Here is a 21,591-nt window from a genome sequence, read left to right as displayed (position 1 = left end):
TCAGATCGCCCCGGTGCCGCGCCAGCCGACCAGCGCGCCCTCGTCCTCCAGCAGGTGCAGGCGCTGGGCCGCGACCCGGCCGAACTCCAGCACCAGCGCCTTGCGCCGCGGCGGCGGCAGGCGGTGCTCCGGCGGCGGCCGCAGCAGCACCGCGTCGAAGCCGTCGGCAACGATCAGACCGCATTCCGGGCCGATCAGCTCCTGCGGAAAATCCTCCGGCACGGCAAAGCAGAAGCGGTCGCAATAGGCGGCGTAGTTCGGCCATTTGCGGTCGCCGCGGAAATCGGCGATCGAGACCTTGACCTCGACCAGGGTGATGCCGCCCGCCCCGTCGAGCGCGAGGATGTCGGCGCGGCGGCCGTCGGGCAGCCCGAATTCTGGCAGGCTGGTCTGGCCGGCGGCGGCCAGCCAGCGGCGCACCCCACGCGTGACCTGCGCCGTCTGCAGCCGGGCCAGGGAGTCCATGTTGCTTCTTTGTTCCATGCCATGCCTATCCTAAACTCCGTTTGGGCCCGCCGCCAAGGGAGAAGGATCGGTCTTGAAATCGACAGAATTTTGCCATGCCCATCACTGAATCTATCGGGACAATGGGTGTTACCTATGACACTGTTACAAAGCTCGGAATGAATTAATCAAATACGGGTCCTAGTGGGGATTCAGTTCGCTTTCCGGTAGCGGGGCGATCTGCTTCTCGATCAATATACGACGGTATATAAAGTCGGCTTCGGGCGGTGGCGCCTGGGGACGCCGACGAGGGGAAAAAAGCATTATGGCGAAGACCGAGTCGACACCGCCGAGCGCCGCCCGCGAAGCCCTGAGGTCCGTCAGACCCTGGTTTCTCGTGGCGGCCGGGTTCAGCTTCGTCATGAACCTGCTGGTGATGGTCTCGCCGTTGTACTCCTACCAGCTGTTCGACCGGGTGCTGGGCAGCGCCCATGTCGAGACGCTGGTGTTCCTGACGCTGATCGCCGGCTTCGCCTTCATCATCCTCGGCTGGATCGACGGGCTGCGCTCGGCCCTGCTGGCCCGGATCGGCACCCGGTTCGAGCGCAAACTGGCCGGCACGCTGGTCGAGACCGGAGTCAACGGCGCCGTGCTGGGCGCGCCGGTGGGCGGCCAGGCGCTGCGCGACCTGTCGCAGATCCGTGCCTTCATCGGCGGCCCGTCGATCGGGCCGCTGTTCGACGCCCCCTGGGCGCCGGTCTTCATCGTCATCATGTTCCTGCTGCACTGGCTGCTCGGAGTCACCGCGCTGGTCTCCGCCATCATCCTGTTCGGGCTGGCCCTGGCCAATGAGAAGATGCTGCGCGGCCCGACCACCGAGGCCAACAAGCTGCAGGTGACCGCCCAGCGCCAGGCCGAAGGCGCCATTCGCAGCGCCGAGACGGTGCGCGCCATGGGCATGCTGCCGGCGCTGCTGACCCGGTGGCGGAAGGACCAGGAAGCGGCGTTGCAGGGCCAGGAGAAGGGCGCCGACCTGTCGTCGATCATCGGCGGCTCCTCGAAATTCATCCGCATCTTCGTGCAGAGCTTCGTGATGGGCGTCGGCGCCTATCTGCTGCTGAAGGGCGAGCTGACCTCGGGCGGCATGATCGCCGGGTCGATGCTGCTGTCGCGCGCGCTGGCCCCGGTGGAGCAGGCGATCAGCTCCTGGCGCCAATTCATCAGCGCCCGCCAATCCTATGACTCGATCGAGAAGATCCTGAGCGCCCTGCCGAAGCGCAAGGAAGGGCTGACCCTGCCGCCACCGTCGGGCAAGGTGCAGATCGACAAGCTGGTCTTCGTCGCGCCGGGCGGCAAGGCCCCGATCATCAAGCGCGTCAGCTTCGAGATCGCCGCCGGCGAGGCGCTGGGCGTCGTCGGCCCCTCGGCCTCGGGCAAGAGCACGCTGTGCCGCCTGCTGTGCGGAATCTATCCGCCGACCGACGGCGCGGTGCGGCTGGACGGCGCCGATCTCGGGCAATGGTCGCCGGAGACGCTGGGGCCGCATCTCGGCTATCTGCCGCAGGTGGTCGACATCTTCCCCGGCACGGTGGCCGAGAACATCGCCCGCATGGGCCAGGTCGACTCCGACCAGGTGGTGGCGGCGGCGCAGCTGGCCGGCGTGCACGACATGGTCGTGCGGCTGCCGCAGGGCTACGACACCCCGATCGGCGACGGCGGCGTGCCGCTGTCGGGCGGCCAGCGTCAGCGCGTCGGCCTGGCCCGCGCCGTGTTCGGCCAGCCCAAGCTGGTGGTGCTGGACGAGCCCAACTCCAACCTCGACGCGGATGGCGAGGCCGCGCTGATGGGCACGATCGCCGGGCTGAAGGCCCAGGGGACGACCGTCGTCATCGTCGCCCACCGACCGCAGATCCTGGCCGATGCCGACCGCCTCCTGGTGATGCGCGACGGCGAGATCGCCTTGCTTGGACCGCGGGCCGAGGTTCTGGCCCGCATCGCTGGACCACGTGCCGCCGACACGACGCCGGCGCCAAAGGGAAGTTCGGAAAATGTCGCTTACCCCTCAGGAGGCCTGGACAGCCACTGCCGCCGGCCGTCCTCAGCAGCCCCCGCCTGCCCGCTCCGCTGGATGACACGGCAGCGACGCTGAAGCGCAACGCATACGGCCTGAACCGCCTGAGCCTGATCGGCGCCGTCGTGGTCGGCGTCTTCGTCTTCGGCTTCGGCGCCTGGGCCGCGGTGTCCCCGCTGGCCAGCGCCGCGATCGCCATGGGCGTGGTCAGCCCGGAGGGCAACAAGCGCACGGTGCAGCACCTCGAGGGCGGCATCATCCGCGAGCTGGCGGTGAAGGACGGCGCCGAGGTCAAGGCCGGCGACACGCTGCTGGTGCTGGACTCGACGCGCGACCTGGCGACCTTCGATTCGGTGCGGATCCAGCGCCTGGCCGACATCGCGGCGCTGACCCGGCTGGACGCCGAGCAGGCCGGCGCGGACACGCTCGTCATGCCGCAGGAGGTGCTGGACGAGGCGGCGAAGAATCCGGTCGCCGCGGCCTTGGTCAAGGCGCAGCAGGAGCAGTTCGTCTCCCGCCGTGAATCGATCCTCGGCCAGAAATCGGTGCTGGAGCAGCGCGTCCAGCAGAGTCGCGCCGACATCGAGGGGCTGCGCGCCCAGATCACCTCGTCCGACACCCAGCTCGGCCTGATCCAGGAGGAGATCGACGGCGTCGCGCCGCTGGTCGCCAAAGGGCTGGAGCGCAAGACCCGCCTGCTGCAGCTGCAGCGCGCCCAGGCCCAGATCATCGGCCAGAAGGCGTCCGACACCTCCTCCATCGCCAAGGCCGAGCAGACCGTCGGCGAAAGCCAGATGCGGATGCTGGCGCTGGACAGCGACTTCCGCGACAAGATCGCCGAAGAGCGTTCCAGCACCCAGAAGGAGCTGGCCCAGCTCGAGGAGAAGATGCGCTCCGCCGGCGACGTGGTCGGCCGCACGCGGATCACGGCGCCGGTCGACGGCATCGTGGTGAACCTGAAATACCACACGCTCGGCGGCGTGATTCAGCCGGGCGCCCCGATCCTGGAGATCGTGCCGAAGAACGACAAGCTGATGATCGATGTGCAGGTGCAGCCGAACGACATCGACACGGTGCGCGAGGGGCAGTCGGCGCTGATCCGCTTCACCGCCTATCACCAGCGCAACATGCCGCGGATCGACGGCAAGGTGGTCTATGTCGCCGCCGACAGCACCCAGGACGAGCAGACCCGCCGCTCGTACTTCCTGGCCAAGATCGAGGTCGACCCGACCCTGCTGAAGCAGGTGGCGCCGCAGGTCAACCTGTCCGCCGGAATGCCGGCCGAGGCCTCGATCCAGACCGGCACCCGCACCGCCCTGCAATACGCGGTCGACCCGCTGGTGCACGCCTTCCAGCGCAGCTTCGTCGAGGATTGAGGCGGGGGCGGTCGCTGCTCCCGTTCCCGAGACTGTTTCAGAAGTCGATCATCTGAACCGACGCGTGCTCTCCACTCTCCCCCTCCCCTTGCGGGAGGGGGTTGGGGGAGGGGGTGTCGGTGACAGGAGCCTGTGCAGGATCATCCAGGATTTCTGCCGTTGTGACAGTCAAGACCGGTTCCGGCGGCGCCAAACCCCTCTCCCTTCCCCCCTCCCGCAAGGGGGGAGGGGGGAAGGGAGAGGCCGGCCCAAACGGCGGGATCCTGAAAAGATCGCGCAGGCGGGAGAGGCCACGCGGCCGGCTTCGGCGATGCAGGCCGCCCGCCGAAGAGAGGACAGGCCTTACCGGATCAGGTCCAGCTGAAATCGGCGTCGCCGAGCTGGCCCGCGGTGGTGATGCCGGTCAGGGTGAGGGTGAGGTCCGACGAGCCGTCGCCGTTGGTGTCCACCAGCAGCGCCGATCCGGTGAACCGGGCCTCGGAGTTGCCGGTCGCGGTAAAGGCGCCCGATCCGCGGTAATCGAACGCGCCTGAGAGCAGCCCGACGAAGCGCAGCTGGTCTCCCTGGCCCGCGCTGCCGCTGAAATTGGTGATGGTGTCGCCGCCGTGGCAGGTCGAGGCGTAGATGAACGCATCCGCGCCGGTTCCGCCGGACAGGGTGTCGGCTCCGCCTCCCCCGGTGATGAGGTTGGCGCCATTGCCGCCGCGGATGGTGTCCGCCGCCGCGCCGCCGGTGACGGTGAAGCCTTCGGCCTGCCCGGACACGTCGAAGGTGTTGCCCGCTGCCGACAGAAAGACGGTCGATACGCTGACGAAAGTGAGGTCGCGCAGGTCGATCGCCCCGCCGGTCGTCACAGCGACATCGATGGCGCTGATCGAGGTCAGGCCGTCGAGCTGGACGGCGGTCAGCTGCGTCGTCTGGTAGTTGGTGACCTGCAGCACCTCGATGCTGATCAGGGTCACCCCGGCCAGGGGGAACAACACCGCGGTGAAGACATCGACGTCGGCGACCAGCGTGTCGGTGCCGGCGCCGCCATTGTAGGTTTCTCCGGCCACCAAGTCGATCGTGGAGCCGACGGTGTGGACGAAGAACGTGTCGTTGCCGTCGCCGCCATTGACGATGTCGAAATCGGCACCGCCGGTGATGGTGTCGTTGCCGACGCCGCCCCGCAGCATGTCGAGATCGCGGCCGCCGTCCAGAGTGTCGTCGCTGGCGCTACCGGTGAGGATGTCATTGCCGTTGCTGCCGCTCAGGCTGTTGCCACCATTGCCGCCGCTGACGGTATCGAAGCCGATGCCGCCATGGACGGTGAAGCCGCTTGCCTGGCCGGACAGATCGAGGACGTTGCCGGCGGCGGACAGGGTGAAGGACGAGACGGCTATGCCGGTGCCGTCGCGCAGGTCGATCGTGCCGCCGGTGGTCGCCCCGACGTGGCCGGCGTTGACTGCGATCAGGCCGTCGAGCTGGGCCGCAGTCAGCAGCACCGTCTGGTAGTTGGTGGTGACCTGCAGCGACTCGATACCGGTCAGGGTCACACCGGACAGGTCGAGCGAGGCATTGAAGACGTCGGTGTCGGCGATCAGGGTGTCGGTGCCGCCGCCGCCATTGTAGATCTCGCCGGCCGCCAGGTCGCCCAGGCCACCGATGGAGTGGATGTAGAGCGTGTCGTCGCCGAGGCCGCCATTGACGGTGTCGGCGCCGGTGCCCCCGGTCAGGCTGTCACCGCCGTCGCCGCCCTGGAGCCCGTCATCGGCCGCACCGCCGTCCAGCCAGTCGCCTGCAGTGCCCCCGGTGAGGCCGTCATTGCCGCCGTTGCCGTCGAGGGTGTTGCCGCCATTGCCGCCGGAGATGACGTCGATGCCGCCGGCGCCGGCGACGATGAAGCCGCCGGCCAGGCCGGCCAGCGCTAGGGTGTTGCCGGCGGCGGACAGGATGAAGGACGACACGGCGATCAGGCTGGCATCGCCCAATTGGATCGTCCCGCCGGTGGTCGCCTCGACGTCGAGGCCGCTGATGGAGGTGAGGTCGTCGAGCTGGGCCGCGGTCAGCAGCACCTTCTGATAGAAGCTGGCCTCCAACCGCTCGATGCTGGTCAGGGTGACGCCGGAGAGGTTGATCGCCGCGGTGAAGACGTCGGTATCGACGATCAGCGTGTCGGTGCCGCCCCAGCCATTATAGGTCTCGCCGGCCGCCAGGTCGGCCACGCCACCGAGCGTGTGGATATGGAGCGTGTCGTTGCCGTGGCCGCCGATGACGAGGTCGGTGCCGGCACCTCCGGTCAGGGTGTCGTCGCCCTCGCCGCCCTGGAGCGTGTCGTTGCCGGTGCCACCCTTCAGCACGTCGGCACCGTTGCCCCCGGCGAGACTGTCATGGCCGCCGCCGCCGTTCAGGGTGTTGGCGCCATTGCCGCCGAAGACGATGTCGGCGCCGGCGAGGCCGGTGACGGTGAAGCCGCCGGACTGGCCGGACAGGTCGAGCGTGTTGGCGAAGATCGACAGGGTGAAGCCCTCGACGCTGAGCAGGGTGGCGTCGCGGAGATCGATCACGCCGCCCGTGCTGGCCTGCACGACGCCGGCAGTAATCGAGGTCAGGCCATCGATCTGAGCCGCGGTGAGCACCACGGCCCCGTAGCCGCTGACCTGCAGCGCCTCGATGCCGGTCAGGGCGGTGCCGGACAGGCTGATCGTGGCGATGAAGGCATCGGTGTCGACCGCCAGGGTGTCGGTGCCGGCGCCGCCGGCATAGGTCTCGCCGGCCGCCAGGTCGGCGACGCCGCCGATGGAATGGATGAAGAGCCTGTCGTTGCCGGCGCCGCCATCGACGGAGTCGGTGCCGGTGCCCCCGGTCAGCTGATCGTCGCCGCCGCCACCCTGGAGCGTGTCGTTGCCGGCGCCGCCGGCCAGCACATTGGCACCGGCGTTGCCGGTCATTGCATTGGCCGCGGCATTGCCGGCCCCGTTGCCGCCCAGGTCGCCGAGCAGCACCAGATTTTCGAAATTGGCGGCCAGGGTGAAGGTGCCGAAGCCGCGGTAGCGGACCGTGTCGGTCCCCGCTCCTGCAGCCTCGGTGGCCGTGTCGGACCCGAACTGATAGAGGACATAGGTGTCGTTGCCGAGGCCGCCGGCCAGGCTGTCGGCGGTGGAGTCGTCGCCGAGGCTGGCGTCGAGCGTGTCGTCGCCGGCGCCGCCGGTCAGGGCGTTGGTCGCGGCATTGCCGGTGATGACGTTGTTCAGCGCGTTGCCGGTGCCGCTGACCGCCCACACTCCGGTCAGGCTCAGGTTCTCGACATTGGCGCCCAGGGTGAGGCTGACGATCGACCGGACCAAGTCGGTGCCCTCGCCCGCCGCCTCGACCACGGGCTCGCCGTGGGCGTCGACGACATAGATGTCGTTGCCGGCCCCGCCGGCCATGCTGTCCAGGCCGCCGCCGCCGTCGAGCGTGTCGTCGCCCAGGCCGCCGAACAGCGCGTCATTTCCGAGCGCGCCGAGGAGGGTGTCGTTGCCGTCCAGGCCGTTCAGCGTGTTGGCCGCACCGTTGCCGGTGATGAGGTTGGCCAGGACGTTGCCGGTGCCGGCGATCGCCCCGCCGCCGCTCAGCGTGAGATGCTCGAGATTCGCCGCCAGCGTGAAGGTGATGCCGGCGGTGACCAGATCGGTGCCCTGGCCCGCGGCCTCGACGATGGTGTCGCCGGCCGAGTCCACGAGGTAGCGGTCGTCGCCGGCGCCGCCGATCAGCGTGTCGGTCCCGAGGCCACCGTCCAGGCTGTTGGCCGCGGCATTGCCGGTGATGGTGTTGTTCAGCTCGTTGCCGGTGCCATTGATCGCGCCGGTTCCGGTCAGGGTCAGGGTCTCGACATTGACGGCGAGCGCGAAGGTGACCGACGCCTTGACCGTGTCTGTGCCCTGGCCGGCGGCCTCGATGGTGACGTCGGAGACGCTGTCGACGACATAGGTGTCGTTGCCCAGGCCGCCGGCCATCAGGTCGCCCCCCGCCCCGCCGTCGAGCGTGTCGTTGCCGGCGAGCCCGTTCAGCACGTCATTGCCGGTGCCGCCCCGCAGCGCGTTGTCGGCGCCGTTGCCGTTGATGGTGTTCGCCAGGCTGTTGCCGGTGCCGCTGACCGCCCACACCCCGGTCAAGGTCAGGTTCTCGAGATTGGCGCCCAGGGTGTAGCTGACCATGCTGCTCACCAGATCGGTGCCGCCGCCGGCCTCGGTGACCGCATCGCCGGCCACGTCGACGACATAGCTGTCGTTGCCGGCGCCCCCGGCCATGGTGTCGCTGCCGGTGCCGCCGTCGAGGACGTCGTTGCCGGCGCCCCCCTTCAGCGTGTCGTTGCCGGCCGCGCCGCTGACGACGATGCGCGCCGAGGCGGTGGTGATCAGGGAGCCGTCGATGATGTCGCTGCCGGCATTGCCGGTGACGATCAGGCCGCCATTGTTGGCGGAGGCGGCCAGGGCGTCGCTCAGGGCCAGGCTGTTGCTGCCGTTGCCGAGGAGGATCTGCTCGATCTGGCTGACCTTGGCGAACTGGACCGCGGCGATCGTCCCGGCGCCGAGGAACTGGAGCACGTCGGCCGTCGCGCCGAGGCCGCCGGTGACCAGGTCGGCATTGCCCAGATTGGCGATGGAGGTCTGAAACAGATCGGCAACGGCGTTCCCGCCGACGAAACTGTCGTTGCCAGCGGTCAGCACGAAATTGGCCATGAAACGCCCCCTTCGAATCCGGATTCAAAATCGCCGATGAAAAACTGGCGCCGCTGATGATCCCGGATCCGGCGGGGAGAGGCAGGCGTCGAGACCAGCCACTCCGTGGCCGAAACCGGCCGATGCGACATTTGGTCGGGCGGCACTTCAGCAGAAATTCGCAGGAACAGCGTGACCCGAATGGGGCACGTCCGAAAATTTAACGTGGATTTCCCGGAATGTTGCCGGGAATCCCGGCCTTCAGGGGATGAGTCACCGGCCGGCGATTGTCTTCGACGGGGGGTGTCATCGCCCCCGCGAGCTTGCTATAAGGGCGCCGGGTCCCCGTAGCTCAGCAGGATAGAGCGGCTGCGTCCTAAGCAGCGGGTCGGGAGTTCGAATCTCTCCGGGGACGCCACTCAGCCTTTGACGGCCCCGGCCGTCAGGCCCCGCACCATCGCCCGCTGCACGATCGCGAACAGCACGACCACCGGCACGATGCTGATGATGCCCCCGGCCGAGAGCGCGCCCCAGGGCAGCTGGAACTCTCCGACCATGAGCTGCAGCCCGACCGGCCAGGTGCGCGACCCGGTGCTGGTGGTCAGCATCAGCGCGAACAGGAACTCGTTCCAGGCGCCGATCGCCACGAAGACCGCTGTGGCGACCAGGCCGCCCGCCACCAGCGGCAGGACGATGCGCAGCATCGCGCCGATGCGGGACGCCCCGTCGATCCGGGCGGCGTCCTCCAGCTCCGACGGCACCGCGTCGAAGAACCCCTTCATCATCCAGATGAACACCGGCAGCAGGAAGGTGGTGTAGGCCAGGGCCAGCCCGAACCGGCTGTCGAGCAGGCCGACACTGCGCATCAGGATGAACAGCGGCACGATGATCATGACCGCCGGAAACATCCGCACCACGAGGTAGAACAGCATCAGCTCGCGCCGGCCGCGGAAGCGGTAGCGGGCGACGGCGTAGGAGGCGAGCGTGCCGATCACGACGCAGATCACCACGGTGGTCAGCGTCACCACGGCGCTGTTGACGATCAGGGTCGGGAAGTTGGACCGCGTCCAGATCGCGACGTAGTTGTCGAACGTGACCCGGTCCGGGATGTACCGGATCGTCGCGGTGACGATGTCGGATTCGGGCTTGAGCGAGGTCAGCAGCGCCCACAGCACCGGAAACATCGCGAAGGCCACGATCGACAGGGCGGCGGCATAGCAGAGCAGGACATGGATCCGGCGCCGGGCGGAACGGCTGCGAAGCATCAGTCCCTCATCGCGTTGGAGAGCTTCACATAGGCGTAGCTGAACACCATCAGCAGCAGGAACATCACCACCGACAGCGCGCTGGCATAGCCGAAGTTGAATTCCTTGTTCGCCTTCAGGAAGGCGTAGAGCGACAGCACCTGGGTCGAGCGGCCCGGCCCACCGCCGGTCAGGATCAACAGGATGTCGGGCGAGTTGACCAGGCTGATGACGCGCAGCACCACGGTGGCCACAATCACGACCCGCAGCTGCGGCAGGGTGATGTGCACGAACTGGCGCCACAGCCCGGCGCCGTCGGTCGCCGCCGCCTCGTAGAGGTCGCCGGGGATCCCCTTCAAGGCGGCCAGCAGCAGCAGCGCGAAAAAGGGGAAGCCGTGCCAGACCTCGACCACCATGGCGGCGAACATCGCCATGTCCGGATCCGCGAACCACGCCTTGTAGCTGCCGAGGATGCCGACGCGCACCAGGATGTCGTTGAGCACGCCGAGGCGCGGATCCAGCATCAGCGCCCACATATGGCCGGCGACCACGTTGGGCAGGAACCAGGGCAGCAGCACCATGATCCCGAACACGCGGAAGCCCGGCAGGCTGGTGTTGAGCACCAGCGCCGTCAGCAGCCCGAGCAGGAGCTCGCCGGCGGCGGCCCCCGCGACCCAGACGACAGTGTTCTGCAGCGACAGCCAGAACACCGGATCATGGACCAGCGCGACATAGTGCTTGAGGCCGACGAAGCCGGTCCCGAGATCGACCCGGTTCAGCCGCATCTCGCGGACGCTGAGCACCATGCCCCACAGCGTCGGGTACAGCACCACCGTCAGGATCAGCACCAGGCTGGGAAGCAGCAGGTAATAGGCCCAGCGTCGGCTCTCCGACAGCCGGCCGAGAGGACCGAGCCGGTGGGCCGGGGCCGGTGCGGGCGCCGAGGGCAGGTCCAGCGCCGTCATGCCCGCGCCACGGCCGTGGCCTCGATCCGCTCCCAGTCGAAGTCGAAGCCGATGCCCGGTCGATCCGAGACCGTGAGCATGCCGCCCTCGATCGCCAGGGGCCCGAGCCTGTCCAGGCCCGCGATCTGCTCGCTCGAGATCACCAGCTGCTCGTAATAGTCGTTGTTGCGGATGGCGGCGCAGAGCTGGGCATTGGCCAGGCCCATCCCGTGCACCTGGGCCCGCATGCCGTGGGCTTCCGCCAGATGCGCGATCTTGACCGCGCCGGTCAGGCCGCCTTTGTAGAAGGTGCTGGTCCGCGCCATGTCGAGCGCGCCGGCCTGGATCCAGCTGGCCATGTTCCAATGACACCCGTCCGAGGTCTCCGCCGCCAGGACCGGGATGTCGAGCGCGTCGCAGAGCTTGCGGTACGAGCCCAGCTCGAACTCCCGCATCGGCTCCTCGTACCAGAGGAAGCCTTCCGCCTCGAGCACCCGGCCGAATGTCAGGGCGGTGACGTAGTCCCAGCCGGCCGAGCCGTCGAACATCAGAGCCGCGTCGGGCCCGGCCCAGCGCCGCAGGTTGCGGGACAGCGCCGCATCCTCCTTCGCGTCGCCCCAGGCGTGCAGCTTGAAGGCGGTGAAGCCCGCGTCGATGCACTGCTTGATGTGCCGCTCGTATTCGGCCATCGAGTCCCAGGTGACCGTGGAGGCATAGGCCGGCACCCGGCGGTCGTGGCCGCCAAGCAATTGGTGGAGCGGCATGCCGGCGGCCTTCGCCTTGATGTCCCAGGCGAGCAGGTCGACGATGCCGAGATGCGGCATCGCGATCTCCTCGATCCGGTCGATCTCCCAGACCAGCGTCCACAGCCTTTCGGTCAGGAGCGGGTTCTCGCCGATAAGGCGCTTCAGCCGCCGATCGACCAGGCTCATCGCGCCCCAGGCATTCGCCACCTCGATCGCGCCGCTGATACCGGAATCGGTGTCCATGCGGATCACGGCCTTCAGCGGCTTGCGGTCCGCCGGGGTGCCGTCGCCGGATCCGGCCAGCCCCTGGCGCCAGCGATAGGGATGGGCCGGGTGCTCGGTCTCGACCACCCAGCAGCGGATGTCCTCGATGCGCATGCCGCGCCTCCCTCGATCCTTGGCCTTGCCGTGCGGCGGCGCCGCGAACGGCCGCCGCCCCTGCCCCGGTCCTATTGCAGGGCGGCGTCGAGGCCGGCCATCAGGGCGTCGACGCAGGCTTCCGGCGTGCTCCGGCCGACCAGCACCTTCTGGAATTCGGGCAGCACGACATTGTCGTCCCATCCCGCGGAGCCGATGAACCGGGGCGGCAGGCGGCCGAACTTGGTCGTCTCCACCGCGGCGCCGTACAGCGGGTTGCCGGTGATGCGGCTGTCCGATGCCGTCTCCGGCGAGGCCGGGAAGTATCCCGTCTGCTCCAGGAATGCGATCGCCGCATCGGGCTCGGCCCAGAAGGCGAGCCAGGCCCAGGCGGCATCGGCATTGGCGTCCGACATCAGGCCGTTGAACAGATAGGTCAGCCGCGCGATATGGGCGGCGGGGCCGGCCGGGCGCGCCGCGGTCATGAACTGGCCCGGCTTCATCGCGCCGGAGATCTCCGCCAGCGATCCGGTGTGGTGCCAGACCATGGCGGTCTGGCCGGTCTTGAACGCCTCCATGATCTGCCGGTAGCTGTCATTGGGGGCGCTGGGCGGGCAGGCCTTGTGCCGCGTGAACAGCTCCGACAGGAAGGTGACCGCCTCGACGGCCTTGGCCTTGTCCATCGCCGGCTTGCCGTCGACGACGATCGGCGAGCCGAAGCTCTCGATCATGTCGACCACGTACTGGTAGCCGCCGGCCCCGCCGCGCAGGCCGAAGCCGTAGCGCCCCTTCGCCAGATCGGTCAGCTTGATCGCCGCCTCCTGGAACTCGGCCAGAGTCTTCGGCGGCCCGCTGATGCCGGCCTCGTCGAACCAGTCCTTCCGGTAGTACATCCAGTCGACGAAGGTGAAGGCCGGGACGCCGTAGATCTTGCCGCCGACGCTCGCCCCGGCCCACCGGTCCTCCGGGAATGCCGCCGCCTTGTCCCAGCCCTTGATCCGGTCGGTGATGTCGATCAGCCCGCCCATCCCGACCATGTCGTTGACCCGCTCGGCGATCACCATCGCCGTGTCGGGCTTCGACCCGGAGACCACCGCCGCGGTGATCTTCGACATGTATTCCGGGTTCGGGATGTTCTCCTGGGTCAGCGAGATGCCGGGATAGCGCTGCCGGAACAGCGCCATCACTGCCTCCAGCCCCTTGAACTCGCTCTCGCTGGTCAGGTGGTGCCAGTAGTTGATGCGGCCTTCCGCTGCCGCCTGGGCGAGGCGCGGCGCGAGCGCCAGGACCGGGACGGCCGCGGCGGTGCGCAGCAATGTGCGCCGATCGACGAGCATGACATGTCCTCCCTGCTTTGCGTTCTTGGGCTTTGCGTTCTTGGATCTGGTCAGGACGAGAGCCGGATCGGCGTCGATGGCGGGGCCGGCGGCAATTCCTCCGGCCGCAGCACCTGCGGCGCCGCTCCGGCCCGGGCCTCGGCGGACAGCACCAGGCCGTGGCCCGGCCGGTCCGGCGCGAAAGCATAGCCGTCGCGCATCACGATCGGCGCCTCGACCAGGTGGTTATAGTTCTGGAACGAGTATTCCAGCCAATCAGCCTCGGGCAGCGCGGCGGCCAGATGGACCCCGATCTCCAGCGACGTGTTGCCGAGCGTCACCGGAACGCCGTGCTCCGCCGCCAGCCAGCCCGCCTTCAGCACGTCGCCGATATGGCCGTGGACGTTGAGCAGGTCGGCGCCGCGGCCCTCCAGCAGCCGGCGCTTGCCGCGCAGGTCGAGATATTCGCCGGAGTTCACCAAGACATGCGGCGCGGCCAGGCGGATCTCCCGCAGGCCGTCGACATCGTCGCGCAGGCAAGGGTCCTCGACCCAGAGAATGTCGAAGCCCGCGCGCCGGAACTGGTCGAGCCGCCGGATCGCCTCCTTCGGCGACCAGGCCTCGTTGGCATCGATCATGATCGGCCCGTGCCCCTTGGCGATCTCGGCCACCAGCGCCAGGCGCCGGAGATCCCATTCGATGTCGGGGTGGCCGACCTTGATCTTGAAGCCGCGATAGCCCTGGTCCCGCGCCTGCCGGAACAGGGACGCGTAGTCGTCGTCGGTCAGGTGGAAGTCGAGGCCGCTGGCATAGACCCGCACCTTGGGATCGCTGCCGCCGAGATAGCGGTAGAGCGGCAGGCCGGCCTCCCGGGCCGCAAGGTCCCACAGCGCCTGCGCCACAGCCTCCTCGAAGCCGAGCGACGTCCGGCGGCTATTGCCGCCGCGGGGCCGGGTGACGCGGTGGATCAGCCCCGCCGGCGCCTGCCCGGCCAAGCCGGGCCATGCCTCCTCGGCAAAGATCCGCTCGATCTCGGCCAACGCCGGCAGCGGATGGAAGAGGCTGTGGAAGAAACCCGTCCCGGTGTGGCCGTCATCGGTGTGCAGCTCGATCACGCCGATATGCGCCTGGGCGATGCGGACCTGACTGTCCCCGATCACCCGGTCGCGGGCGAATTGGAAACGGGTCAGGGTGAAATCGGTCAGCCGCATCCCGGGCTCCTCCATGGGCCGTCTTGAGTGACGGCTATTGATATATCAATTCAGGTAACAGATATTTCTAAGCACGGCAATTGAATCATCAGGCAAATGAGCAGTAGCCCGAGACGGTCATCCGACGAACATCCGGCGACGCTGCGCGTCGAAGCCGCGCCGAATCTCAGCCGCGTCGCCTATGAACGGTTCAAGGAGGCGCTGTTCGAACGACGGCTGCAGCCTGGCGCCTTCATGTCGCAGGCGGAGCTGGTCGAGATCGTCGGCTCGCCGCTGGGGCCGCTGCGCGAGGCGCTGCAGGTGCTGCAGGCGGAGGGGCTGGTGACGATCCGGGCCCGCGCGGGCATCGAGATCGCCAAGCCGGACCTGGCGCTGGTCCGCAACTCCTACCAGCTGCGCCTCTTCCTCGAAACGCCCGCCATCCGACACTTCGCCGAGACGGCGCCGCGCGGCCGGATCGAGGCGATGATCGCGCAGCATCGCGAGGTCATCGGCTGGGTCGATGGCGCCGATGTCGACCGCGACCTGGCACGCCGGATCGAGGAGGTCGACGCCAGCCTGCATCTCGGCGCGATCGACGCGCTCGACAACCCCCTCCTTCGCAAGGCGTTCCTGCAGACGCAGGACTACATCCGGCTGATCCGCCTGGATCACCACTACGCCTATTCCGCAGCGAAGGTGCGGCGGACGATGGCGGAGCATCTGGAGATCTTCGAGGCCTGCCTGGCCCGGAATCCGGACGCCGCCGAGGCGGCGCTCCGGGCCCACCTGACCCAGGCGATCCAGCGGGCCATGGGGCTTTAGGCTGCGTACTCATAAACGGTTGCGCTTGGTTTTAGTCACCGGGCGGATCGGTGCTGCGCGGCCGGCCATATCTCAGATGCGGACGAAGCTGCGAATGACGGTGTGCCGCTTACTGCCTCGCAAGCATTGGCAAAATCAAGCCCCACCGAGTCTCTTGAGGTGGTCCGAACGGTTCGAAACCCAGTTTCTTGTAAACGGCAATCGCCCGTTCGTTGGCCGGGTGAGGATCAGTCGCGACAACGGGAACTCCCACATCGAAGAGAGCCCTCATTCTCGCCCCGATAAATGCTGATCCGTGCCCGACACCGATCATTTCGGGGTCTCCGATGTATTGATCGATTCCCCGCGATCCGCTGGGAAGCTTGGCAAAATGGTGATCTTCCCAGCCGTGGACGGTATAGTCCTGCATGAACGCAAAGGGGCGTTCGGCGGTTGAAACGATCCAACGCGCTACCCGAGGATCAGCCAAGTCCGCTGCATCGTACGGCTCATCTGAGTCCCACCATGCGCGGACATGCGGGTTCGATTGCCATGCTGTAAGCAACGGGAGATCATCCGCCGTCGCTTTGCGAAAACTGTATTGGTTAGTCGCCGTCATTTAACAAGCTTAGCACGTCACCGGCCGGTAGAAATGGGCTCTTTGAGAACCCGATTTGCTTCAGCCCCACCTCTACCGACAAAGAAACCTGGTCGAGCGGTTTTTCAAGCGAACCAAGCATTGTCGGCGCATTGCGAGGCGCTACGACAAGCGCCGCCAACCACTACCAACCGTCGTTGACGATGAACCCATGATCCTCACCGTCATGGCGAGCCCCACAGGGGCGTGGCCAGCCAGGTTGGCGGGGCCTGCTCCGACGGCGGGGCTGGATGGCCACGCCCGGCTTTCGCCGGGGTCGCCATGACGAGGAAGGGGCCGGGGAGTCGGCCTCAATAGGGCTTGGTATACCTCGTTTCGTCAAGCCGGCGGCCATACGGCTCTGGCTCAGCGTTTATGAGTCCACGACCTGGTCTCAGAGAAGCGGGAGCGAGACGTCCGAACGCCCCGCTCCCGTCGCATTCATCCCGCAGTCGCCAGCCGGATCACGTTCCAGGATGCGGGGGCGAGCGTGGCGAGAACCCGGCCGCCCTCGGCGCGGACCCCGGCCAGCGCGCCGGGCCTGACCCGATCCGGCGCTTCCTTGGTGTTGATGGCGGAGAGGTCGTCGTCCCGCAATTCCAGCGCCTCTTTGAGCTCAAGGTTACCGAAGCCGCGGATGTCGATGTCGATCGGCATCGGCTGATCGAGATGGCGGTTGAGCACGAACAGGGTCACGGTCCGGCCCGCGTCGTCATGGACGGCGGCGAGCTTGACATAGGGCACTTCGGGCAACGGGAAGGCCAGGTCGGCGGTGCCGCGCGGGTCGTGATAGGTCGCGGAGTAGGTCGGCGAGGCCACCTCCGCCCGCAGGACCCGGCCGCGGCCGAATTTGCTGAAATGGGCGAAGGGATGGAAGATCGTCTGCCGCCAGGCCGGGCCGCCGGTTTCGGTCATGATCGGCGCGATGGCGTTCACCAGCTGCGCCAGGCAGGCGCAGCGCACCCGGTCGGCATGGTTGAGCAGCGAGATGCAGGCCCCGCCGAAGGCCAGCGCATCCTTCATGTTGTAGATCTCTTCGAGGATCTCCGGCGCCACCGGCCAGCCGAGCTTGGTGCGGCCTTCGCTGCGGCGGCGCGTGCGGTACCAGACATTCCATTCGTCGAAGCTGAGCATGATGCGCTTGGCCGACCGCCGCCGCGCCGCCACCGCATCGACGAGGGCGACGACCTCGTCGATGAAGGAGTCCATCAGGTCGGGGCTGGCGAGGAAGGCCTCCGTATCGCCGGCATAGTCGTTGAGATAGGTGTGCAGCGAGATGAACTCGACATGGTCGAAGGTGTGCTCGAGCACCGTGTCTTCCCAGGTGCCGAAGGTCGGCATGGTGCGGCCGGAGGAGCCGCAGGCGGCGAGCTCGATCGACGGGTCGACCCATTTCATCATCTTGGCCGCCTCGGTGGCCTTGCGGCCGTACTCCTCGGCGGTCTTGGTCTCCATCTGCCACGGGCCGTCCATCTCGTTGCCGAGGCACCAGAACTTGACACCGTGCGGCTCCGGCCAGCCATGGGCGCGACGAAGGTCCGACAGCTCGGTATCGCCGGGGAAGTTGCAGTATTCGACCAGCCGCCGCGCCGCGTCGCCGTCGCGCGTGCCGAGATTGACCGCGAGCATCGGCTCGATGCCGGCCGCCCGGCACCAGTCGATGAACTCGTTGGTGCCGAAGGCGTTGGTCTCCTTCGACATCCAGGCGAGGTCGAGCCGGCGCGGACGCTGGTCGACGGGCCCGACGCCGTCCTCCCAGTCGTAGCCCGAGACGAAATTGCCGCCCGGATAGCGCATGATGGTCGGCGCCAGCTCACGCACCAGTTCGAGCACGTCGCCACGGAATCCCTGGGCGTCGGCGGTCGGATGCCCCGGCTCGTACAGACCGCCATAAACGCAGCGCCCGAGATGCTCGACGAAGGCGCCGAACAGGCGAGGGTCGGTCTCGCCGATGGCAAAGGTGCGGTCGATAGAAACCTTGACGGTCTGCATGGGAAACTCCGGGAGAGACGGGAAAACGGTCAGGCCGCCGGCTGGGGCCTGGGCTCGGCGGGATGCTCGTCCCGCCAGGCGTTGCCGACGGGCAGCACCGCCTGCAGCAATCGGATGGAATAGGGATGGCTCGGGGCGTCGAGCACGGCGCGGGCCGGCCCGCTCTCCACCACCCTGCCCTTCTCCATGATGATCAGCCGGTCGCTGATGGTGTAGGCAGTGGCGAGGTCGTGGGTGATGTAGATGATCGAGACGCCGAACTCGTCGCGCAGCGTCCGGAACATGTTGACGATGGTCATGCGCAGCGAGGCGTCGATCATCGAGACCGGCTCGTCCGCCACCACCAGCGCCGGCTCCGGCACCAGCGCACGGGCGATCGCGACGCGCTGCAGCTGCCCGCCGGACATCTCGTGCGGGAAGCGGCCGCGGACCTCGGCGAGCGAGAGGCCAACCTTGCGCAGCGCCGCATCCGCCAGGGCCTCGGCCGCGTCGCGCGTCCGGGCGCCGCAGAAGCGGCGCGCCGCCATGTACAGATAGCGGTCGAGCCGCTTCAGCGGGTTGAACGCCTCGAAGGGATTCTGGAACACCGGCTGCACCTCGGCCATGAAGGCCAGCCGGTCGCGGCGGCTGCGGATGGCCGCGAGGTCGCGGCCGCGGAACAGGATCGACCCATCGCTCGGCGAGACGCTGTTCAGGATCATCCGCGCCAGCGTCGACTTGCCCGAGCCGGACTCGCCGATGATCGTGAAGATCTCCGGCCGTTCGCTGGCCAGGGCGAAATCGACCCGGTCGACGGCGTGCACGACATGGCGCCCGAACAGCCCTCCGGACCTGAAGGTCTTGCTGACCTGCCGGATCTCGAGAAGGGTGGTCATGCCAGGACCGCCCCGCCGGCCCTGGCCTTGGCGACATGGCAGGCGACGCGATGCCCCGGCTCGAGCTCCTCCAGCGGCGGCGCGACCTCGCGGCAGCGCGCCACCGCCAACGGGCAGCGGGGATGGAAGCGGCAGCCCGCCGGCGGGTCGGCGAGGTTCGGCGGCGCCCCCGGCAGCCCGGCCTTCCTGACCTCGCCCCCGATCCGGGGCAGGCTGGAAATCAGGTGCGCCGTATAGGGATGGAACGGGCGCTGGAAGACCTGTGCGGTCGGCCCCTCCTCCACCAGCCGGCCGGCATACATGATGCCGAGCCGGTCAGTCAGGTTGGCGTGCACGGCCATGTCGTGGGTGACGAACAGGATGGAGGAGCCCATCTCCTGCTGCACCTCGCGCAGCATGGCCAGCACGCCCTTCTGGACGATGACGTCCAGCGCGGTGGTCGGTTCGTCGGCGATGATGAATTCGGGCCGGCAGATGGTGGCGAGCGCGATGGTCAGGCGCTGGCGCATGCCGCCCGACATCTCGTGCGGATAGGCGTCGAGCACCTTGGGGTCGAGGGACAGCCGCCGCAGATGGGCCGAGACCGCGGCGAAGAAGGCCTGCCGGGTGCCGCCGAGGTGGCGCGCGGCGAAGTCGACGAAGCTGTGCCGGATGCGCCGCACCGGGTTGAGCACGTTCATCGAGCCCTGGCTGACATAGGACAGCCGGCTCCAGCGGATCGCATCCAGCTCGGCCGGGGACATCGCGTAGACGTCCCGGCGGCCGTCCTTGAAGTCGAAGGTGACGGAGCCGCCGACGACATTCAGCGGCGGGCGGATCGCGCGGGCGATGGTCTTGATCAGCGTGGTCTTGCCGGAGCTGGATTCCCCGGCCAGGCCGTAGATCTCGTTGCGGCGGATGGTGAAGCTGATGTCGTCGACGGCCCGCACCTCGCGGGTCACGCCGAAGAACCGCATCTGGTAATAGGCCTTGAGGCCCGAGACCTGGAGCAGCGGTGCCAGGCTCATGCGCCGCCCCCCATGCGCGCGAGCCGGCTGCGCGGATCGATGTATTCGTTCATCGAGATCGCGAGCAGGAACAGCCCGATGAACAGCATGACCACCAGCGCTACCGGAAAGGCGATCCACCACCACACGCCGGCGACCAGCGCGGTGTGCTGGTTGGCCCAGTAGATCATGCCGCCCACGGTCGGGGTGTTGATGTCGGTGAAGCCGAGCACCGACAGCGTCACCTCGATGCCGATCGACCAGTTGATGTTGTTCATCGTGGTCGAGAAGACGATCGGCAGGACGAAGGGCAGGTGTTCCTGCACCAGGATCCGGCCGGTGCTCGCGCCCGAGAAATAAGCCTGGTGGGTGAATTCGCGGTTCCGCAGGCTCATCGCCATGGCCCGGATCAGCCGCGCGTCATAGGCCCAGCCGAGCGCTGCGGTGATCAGCGCGAGCATGGCCCAGCTCATCGCATCGCGCATGATGAAGTAGAACAGCACGAGGATCGGGAAGAGCGGGATGACGACGAAGGTGTCGTTGATCGACATCAGCACCCGGTCGACCCATCCGCCCTTGTAGCCGGCGACGAGCCCGACCAGGAGCGCGATGATCCGGCTGAGCACCGCGACCACGATGCCGAAGGTGAGCGTGTTGCGGATCGCGAGGGTGAGCTGCCAGAACACGTCCTGTCCCCGCGAGGTCGTGCCGAAGAAGTAGTCCCATGACGGAGGGACATCCGGCGCCACGACATAGACGTCGAGCGGCGGGTACGGCGACACGAAGGACAGCAGCGCCATCGCCACCACGAGCCCCACCAGGACCAGGCCCGCGGCGAATTCGAAATTGTAGCGGACGAGGTCCCGGAGGATGGCGAGGAACTGCATCAGCGGACCTCCACGCGCGGATCGATCAGCGGAAACAGGAGGTCGATCACCAGCACCGCGGCCGAGACCGCGATGATCGAGACCGAGGTGATGCCGAGCACCAGGCTGTAGTCGCCGGCATGCACCCCGCTGATCAGCAGCGAGCCGAGGCCGGGATAGCCGAACACCTGCTCGGTGATGATGGCGCCGTTGAAGATCGCGCCGAGATTGAGCGCGAGGCCGGTGACCTGCGGCCCCAGCGCATTGCGCATGACATAGGAGCCGAGGATCCGCCGTCGGCCGACGCCGCCCAGCTCGGCATAGGTAACGTAGTCCTCGGTCACGATGTTGGACACCAGCGCCCGCATGCCCATGAACCAGCCGCCGATGCCGACCGCCATCAGCGACAGGCTGGGCAGGATGGAGTGCACCAGCACGTCCAGGGCGAAGCCGAAGCCGTCCTCGCGATTGACGTTCATGCTGGCGCCGCCGGTGATCGGCAGCACCGGCCAGAGGAAGCCGAACACGATCAGGAAGACGAAGGCGACGATGTAGTACGGAATCGGATGGACCCCCATCGACACCACCCCGACCAGCTTCAGCAGCCGGTTCCGGCGGTAGTAGCCGGCGAGCCCGCCGATGAGGTTGCCGATGATCCAGGTCATGAGGGTGGAGACGAGAAGCAGCCCGACGGTCCAGGGCATGGCCCGCCAGATCAGGGTCGAGACCGGGGTCGGGAAGGCGGACAGCGAGGGACCGAAATCGCCGACGACGACCCGCCGCCAGAACGACAGATACTGCTCGACCGGCGATCCCTCGAGTCCATAGAGCTCGCGCAGCGAGGCCCGCATCATCTCGACCGCCTCGGGGCTGGTGACGCCGAAGGAGGTCGCCGCGGTCACGCTCTGCTCGACCGGATCGATCGGCGTCGCATGGGTGATGACATAGGTGATGTTCACGCCGATGAAGACGACCAGCGCGAACTGCAGCAGCCGCTTGGCGAGATAGGCGAGAAAGGGTTTCATGACTCCGGCGCTCGGGTTGCCCGCGGCGCCCGGACC

General features: G+C 67.9%; 16 protein-coding genes and 1 tRNA gene. 4 read left to right on the top strand and 13 right to left on the bottom strand.

Going from position 1 to position 21,591, the window contains the following annotated elements; genetic code table 11:
• A complete protein-coding gene (locus QFZ27_RS18195) occupies window positions 1-483 on the bottom strand; it encodes an MmcB family DNA repair protein (protein WP_429227791.1) in 483 nt (160 codons plus the stop codon).
• A 286-nt stretch (window positions 484-769) separates the two neighbouring features.
• On the opposite strand from QFZ27_RS18195, the gene QFZ27_RS18190 reads away from it, so the two are divergent.
• Window positions 770-2,593 (top strand): type I secretion system permease/ATPase, encoded by a 1,824-nt coding sequence (locus QFZ27_RS18190; RefSeq protein ID WP_429227790.1) that lies wholly within the window; start codon window positions 770-772, stop codon window positions 2,591-2,593.
• Window positions 2,527-3,891, top strand: a complete 1,365-nt coding sequence (locus tag QFZ27_RS18185; protein WP_429232470.1) for an HlyD family type I secretion periplasmic adaptor subunit — start codon at window positions 2,527-2,529, stop codon at window positions 3,889-3,891. The genes QFZ27_RS18190 and QFZ27_RS18185 overlap by 67 nt, the downstream gene beginning before the upstream one ends.
• A gap of 350 nt (window positions 3,892-4,241) precedes the next feature.
• Here QFZ27_RS18185 and QFZ27_RS18180 read toward each other — a convergent pair whose 3' ends face one another.
• Window positions 4,242-8,594, bottom strand: a complete 4,353-nt coding sequence (locus tag QFZ27_RS18180; protein ID WP_429227789.1) for a beta strand repeat-containing protein — start codon at window positions 8,592-8,594, stop codon at window positions 4,242-4,244.
• Between the two features lie 320 nt (window positions 8,595-8,914).
• On the opposite strand from QFZ27_RS18180, the gene QFZ27_RS18175 reads away from it, so the two are divergent.
• Window positions 8,915-8,991: transfer RNA gene (locus QFZ27_RS18175), tRNA-Arg, on the top strand.
• A 1-nt stretch (window position 8,992) separates the two neighbouring features.
• Here the strand turns inward: QFZ27_RS18175 and QFZ27_RS18170 are convergent.
• The 5 genes from QFZ27_RS18170 to QFZ27_RS18150 all read right to left on the bottom strand — a co-directional run bounded on the left by QFZ27_RS18170 (window position 8,993) and on the right by QFZ27_RS18150 (window position 14,391).
• A complete protein-coding gene (locus tag QFZ27_RS18170) occupies window positions 8,993-9,838 on the bottom strand; it encodes a carbohydrate ABC transporter permease (RefSeq protein ID WP_429227788.1) in 846 nt (281 codons plus the stop codon).
• Complete coding sequence (locus tag QFZ27_RS18165; protein ID WP_429227787.1) at window positions 9,838-10,782, bottom strand: carbohydrate ABC transporter permease; 945 nt, start codon at window positions 10,780-10,782, stop codon at window positions 9,838-9,840. Before QFZ27_RS18165 ends, QFZ27_RS18170 begins: the two co-directional genes overlap by 1 nt.
• Entirely contained in the window at window positions 10,779-11,885 is a 1,107-nt protein-coding gene (locus QFZ27_RS18160) for an enolase C-terminal domain-like protein (protein ID WP_429227786.1), read from the bottom strand. The genes QFZ27_RS18165 and QFZ27_RS18160 overlap by 4 nt, the downstream gene beginning before the upstream one ends.
• Before the next feature lie 71 nt (window positions 11,886-11,956).
• Window positions 11,957-13,201, bottom strand: coding sequence for an extracellular solute-binding protein (locus QFZ27_RS18155; protein WP_429227785.1), 1,245 nt, complete (start codon window positions 13,199-13,201; stop codon window positions 11,957-11,959).
• Between the two features lie 50 nt (window positions 13,202-13,251).
• A complete protein-coding gene (locus QFZ27_RS18150) occupies window positions 13,252-14,391 on the bottom strand; it encodes a mandelate racemase/muconate lactonizing enzyme family protein (RefSeq protein WP_429227784.1) in 1,140 nt (379 codons plus the stop codon).
• Between the two features lie 96 nt (window positions 14,392-14,487).
• Between QFZ27_RS18150 and QFZ27_RS18145 the strand changes: the two genes are divergently transcribed.
• Window positions 14,488-15,195: a GntR family transcriptional regulator gene (locus tag QFZ27_RS18145; RefSeq protein WP_429227783.1), complete on the top strand. Its 708-nt coding sequence runs from the start codon at window positions 14,488-14,490 to the stop codon at window positions 15,193-15,195.
• A 109-nt stretch (window positions 15,196-15,304) separates the two neighbouring features.
• On the opposite strand, the gene QFZ27_RS18140 is transcribed toward QFZ27_RS18145, so the two are convergent.
• The 6 genes from QFZ27_RS18140 to QFZ27_RS18115 form a co-directional block, all read right to left on the bottom strand.
• Complete coding sequence (locus tag QFZ27_RS18140) at window positions 15,305-15,793, bottom strand: GNAT family N-acetyltransferase (protein WP_429227782.1); 489 nt, start codon at window positions 15,791-15,793, stop codon at window positions 15,305-15,307.
• A gap of 459 nt (window positions 15,794-16,252) precedes the next feature.
• Window positions 16,253-17,803, bottom strand: a complete 1,551-nt coding sequence (arfA, locus tag QFZ27_RS18135) for an arabinosylfuranosidase ArfA (protein ID WP_429227781.1) — start codon at window positions 17,801-17,803, stop codon at window positions 16,253-16,255.
• A 29-nt stretch (window positions 17,804-17,832) separates the two neighbouring features.
• A complete protein-coding gene (locus tag QFZ27_RS18130; protein ID WP_429227780.1) occupies window positions 17,833-18,678 on the bottom strand; it encodes an ABC transporter ATP-binding protein in 846 nt (281 codons plus the stop codon).
• On the bottom strand, window positions 18,675-19,685 hold the full coding sequence (locus QFZ27_RS18125; RefSeq protein ID WP_429227779.1) for an ABC transporter ATP-binding protein: 1,011 nt from the start codon (window positions 19,683-19,685) through the stop codon (window positions 18,675-18,677). Before QFZ27_RS18125 ends, QFZ27_RS18130 begins: the two co-directional genes overlap by 4 nt.
• The gene (locus QFZ27_RS18120) at window positions 19,682-20,551 is read right to left on the bottom strand and encodes an ABC transporter permease (protein ID WP_429227778.1); all 870 of its coding nucleotides are present in this window, start codon (window positions 20,549-20,551) and stop codon (window positions 19,682-19,684) included. The genes QFZ27_RS18125 and QFZ27_RS18120 overlap by 4 nt, the downstream gene beginning before the upstream one ends.
• Window positions 20,551-21,555, bottom strand: a complete 1,005-nt coding sequence (locus tag QFZ27_RS18115) for an ABC transporter permease (protein ID WP_429227777.1) — start codon at window positions 21,553-21,555, stop codon at window positions 20,551-20,553. Before QFZ27_RS18115 ends, QFZ27_RS18120 begins: the two co-directional genes overlap by 1 nt.
• Window positions 21,556-21,591: the final 36 nt, after the last annotated feature.

This window comes from Inquilinus ginsengisoli, from assembly GCF_050434925.1.
Lineage (GTDB): Bacteria > Pseudomonadota > Alphaproteobacteria > DSM-16000 > Inquilinaceae > Inquilinus > Inquilinus ginsengisoli_B.
The sequence above is the reverse complement of the archived record's forward strand: the minus strand, read 5'-3'. Positions and strand labels throughout refer to the sequence as shown.

Bases quoted from the DNA above. Each gene is read 5' to 3' on its own strand.
- QFZ27_RS18165 (WP_429227787.1), bottom strand. From the start codon at position 10,782: ATGACGGCGCTGGACCTGCCCTCGGCGCCCGCACCGGCCCCGGCCCAC.
- QFZ27_RS18150 (WP_429227784.1), bottom strand. From the start codon at position 14,391: ATGCGGCTGACCGATTTCACCCTGACCCGTTTCCAATTCGCCCGCGAC.
- QFZ27_RS18130 (WP_429227780.1), bottom strand. From the start codon at position 18,678: ATGACCACCCTTCTCGAGATCCGGCAGGTCAGCAAGACCTTCAGGTCC.
- QFZ27_RS18195 (WP_429227791.1), bottom strand. From the start codon at position 483: ATGGAACAAAGAAGCAACATGGACTCCCTGGCCCGGCTGCAGACGGCG.
- QFZ27_RS18125 (WP_429227779.1), bottom strand. From the start codon at position 19,685: ATGAGCCTGGCACCGCTGCTCCAGGTCTCGGGCCTCAAGGCCTATTAC.
- QFZ27_RS18155 (WP_429227785.1), bottom strand. From the start codon at position 13,201: ATGCTCGTCGATCGGCGCACATTGCTGCGCACCGCCGCGGCCGTCCCG.
- QFZ27_RS18115 (WP_429227777.1), bottom strand. From the start codon at position 21,555: ATGAAACCCTTTCTCGCCTATCTCGCCAAGCGGCTGCTGCAGTTCGCG.
- QFZ27_RS18180 (WP_429227789.1), bottom strand. From the start codon at position 8,594: ATGGCCAATTTCGTGCTGACCGCTGGCAACGACAGTTTCGTCGGCGGG.
- QFZ27_RS18170 (WP_429227788.1), bottom strand. From the start codon at position 9,838: ATGCTTCGCAGCCGTTCCGCCCGGCGCCGGATCCATGTCCTGCTCTGC.
- QFZ27_RS18120 (WP_429227778.1), bottom strand. From the start codon at position 20,551: ATGCAGTTCCTCGCCATCCTCCGGGACCTCGTCCGCTACAATTTCGAA.
- QFZ27_RS18190 (WP_429227790.1), top strand. From the start codon at position 770: ATGGCGAAGACCGAGTCGACACCGCCGAGCGCCGCCCGCGAAGCCCTG.
- QFZ27_RS18160 (WP_429227786.1), bottom strand. From the start codon at position 11,885: ATGCGCATCGAGGACATCCGCTGCTGGGTGGTCGAGACCGAGCACCCG.
- arfA (WP_429227781.1), bottom strand. From the start codon at position 17,803: ATGCAGACCGTCAAGGTTTCTATCGACCGCACCTTTGCCATCGGCGAG.
- QFZ27_RS18145 (WP_429227783.1), top strand. From the start codon at position 14,488: ATGAGCAGTAGCCCGAGACGGTCATCCGACGAACATCCGGCGACGCTG.
- QFZ27_RS18140 (WP_429227782.1), bottom strand. From the start codon at position 15,793: ATGACGGCGACTAACCAATACAGTTTTCGCAAAGCGACGGCGGATGAT.